General features: G+C 55.4%; 2 protein-coding genes. Both read left to right on the top strand.

Going from position 1 to position 2,940, the window contains the following annotated elements; all coding sequences use genetic code 11:
* Positions 1-20: 20 nt before the first annotated feature.
* Positions 21-995: a PorP/SprF family type IX secretion system membrane protein gene (locus tag G458_RS0116840; protein ID WP_026952928.1), complete on the top strand. Its 975-nt coding sequence runs from the start codon at positions 21-23 to the stop codon at positions 993-995.
* Positions 996-997: 2 nt separating this feature from the next.
* A partial coding sequence (locus tag G458_RS0116835) for an OmpA family protein (RefSeq protein ID WP_245579287.1) occupies positions 998-2,940 on the top strand: 1,943 nt, incomplete at its 3' end.

Genomic DNA, 2,940 nt, shown 5'->3' with positions numbered 1-2,940 from the left:
AAAGACTAAACAGGAAATCGATGAAAAGGACTTTTAAAATCACGTGTATAACTCTTCTGGTTGCGGTATTAGCGACCGGGGGAAGTTTTGGGCAGCAACTTCCACAGTTCAGCCAGTACATTTTCAACGGCTTGCATGTAAACCCGGGATATGCGGGATACAAGGGGGAGCCCTATTTGCAGAGCACTTATCGCAGCCAGTGGGTGAGTTTTCCTGGAGCACCGAAGACCTTCACGGTGACGGCGGATATGTCGGCCAACGAGGGGACGATGGGTTTTGGATTTTCGCTGCTGAGCGACCAGTTGGGACCTGCGAGCACGACCGGGGGTTTGCTGACGTATGCTTACCGGATTCAGACGGGGGCGAAGAGCCATCTGGGTCTTGGTGTAAGTGTCGGGGCGAGCCAGTACAGCATAGACGGGACGATGCTGGATCCGAATGATCCGAATGATCCGGAGATACCTCAGGGTACGGTGAATATGTTTACTCCGAACCTGAACTCGGGATTGTTTTTCCATACGCCGAAGTTCTATGCGGGATTCAGTGTGTACAACATGATCGGCAAGCGGGCATTGGAGAAGGAAGATATCGCCTTGGCGTATCATGATTTCCACTACTACCTGACAGCAGGAGCCCTGTTTGAGTTTTCCGATGTGGTGGCATTCAAGCCGAGTTTTCTGGTGAAGGAAGTGAAGGGCGCTCCGACGAATTATGACCTGAATGCGATGTTTCTGTTTTACAACAGGATCTGGTTGGGAGGCAGTTACCGGAGCAACATGAAGATCTGGAACGAGAATCTGGAGGAGAACCTGTCTAACCGGAATGCGGTGGCGGCGATCATCGAGATCTTTGCCACGGACCGTCTCCGTTTGGGTTATGCATACGACCACAACCTGAACGTGCTTCAGGACTACCGGAGCAACTCCCATGAGTTTTCGGTGGGCTATTACATGATTCCGAGAAAGGCGACGATGAAAAACCAAAGATGGTTCTGATTATGAAAAAGACACTGACAATATTGACTATGGCGGCAGGTCTGCTGATCGGGGCCACCGGAATAACAGAGGCCCAGAAGGCGAAAGTCCGCTATGCGGATGACCAGATGGCGCAGATGAATTACCAGCATGCGCTGGATATGTACACCGAGGCGTATGCCAAGAAGCCGAACTACAGTACGGCCGTCAAGGCGGCGAAGGCTTCGGACATGATCCGGGACTACCGTGGAGCCTATGGGTGGTGGAAGACTGTTTCGGGCTATGAAGAGGCGACCGCAGAGGACTACCGTCAGTTGCTCCGCACGGGGATTCTGGCGGACAGTTATCAGGAAGCGACGGGAATCATCCAGGCCAAGGGGCTGAATGCGGACAGTCTGGGCGTGAGCCCGACGAGCGTACCGCTGGGAACGCGGAAGCTGAAGGCAGAGTCGATGTCGGGACTGAACAGTACAGAGACTGACTTTGGTCTGTCTCTGGACGGGGAGGGGAACCGATACTTTGTTTCGGACCGGGGAGGAAGCTATCCGAGCGAGATGCCGGCGATCCGGATTGACGGAAGGAACAGGATCTACAGTGAGGAGAAGAATGACATCACCGACCGGGGCTACCTGACAGTGTACAAGGCGGACAAGTCTGGCAATATCAGCGCGGTGGTTTCTGGGGTTCCGGGGACGAAGAACTTTTCGGATCCGAGCTATTCGGTGAAGGACAAGCTGTTGTTTTACTCGGTGACGCGTGACATTCCCAAGGTGAAGAAAAGAAGAGCACACACGGTTCAGCCGGAGATTTATTACAGCAAGGTGAATGGGGACGGCAGTCTGGAAGCAGGCCGGGCGTTTCCGTACAACGACTCGCTGGGCTACTCGGTGATGCATCCGTTTGTGGATGAGGAAGCTGGGCGGCTGTACTTTGCCTCGGACATGCCGGGAGGCAGCGGTGGGTATGACCTGTACTACAGTGAATACCGTGTATCGGGCGACAGCCTGACGTTCAGCCAGCCGGTAAACCTGGGAGCGGGAGTAAACACCCCGGGCAACGAGGTATATCCGTTCCGCAAGGGCAACAAGTTTTACTTTTCCAGCAGCGGCCATCCGGGTCTGGGAGGACTGGACATTTTCGAGGCGAACTATACGTCCGCTTCGATCAGCAGCCCGAGGAACATGGGCGAGCCGGTCAACTCACTGGCCGATGACTTTTCCTACCGGGAGGATAAAGACCGGACGGTATACTTTTCCTCCAACAGACAGGGAGGCATGGGTCTGGATGACCTGTATATGGCCCAGGAGATGTACAAGCAGTTTTTGGCCAAAGTACTGGACTGTAACGGCAAGGTGATCACGGACAGCTATCTGGCGACGTTCCGGGACAAGACCCAGGGGATCATGGTTCCGACGGCCAGAAACGGCCAAGGGGAGCTGACGGCCCAATTGGAGCCGGAGAGTGACTTCGGGCTGACGATCAGCAAGCCGGGCTACTTCCCGCTGACCGACGAGGGGATCACCACGAAAGGCTTTGCAGGCGACACGCTGAAGCGGGAGTACCGTTTGGTTCCGATACCCTACCAGCTACCGGTGCACGTGGACATTGTGTACTACGACCTGGACAAGTTTGCGATCCGCAAGGATGCAGCTCCGGCCCTGGACAAGCTGGCCGAGCTGATGCAGAAATACAGCTTCCTGGATCTGCTGGTGGCCAGCCACACGGACTCCAGAGCGAGTGACGAATACAACATCCGCCTGTCCAACAACCGGGCGAAGGCGGTGACTGAGTATCTGGGCGCCAAAGGCATCAGTGCGGACCGGGTACGTCTGGAATGGTTTGGCGAGAGCCAGCTGACCAACGACTGCGGGAACGGCAAGCCGTGCTCGGAGGCGAACCATCAGCTGAACAGAAGATCGGAATTGGTGCTGGAGGCGTTTCCGGACCCGACCAAGCAGTATGAGAT

The organism is Algoriphagus mannitolivorans DSM 15301 (assembly GCF_000429425.1).
GTDB lineage: Bacteria > Bacteroidota > Bacteroidia > Cytophagales > Cyclobacteriaceae > Algoriphagus > Algoriphagus mannitolivorans.
This window is presented reverse-complemented; position numbering and strand designations above follow the sequence as displayed.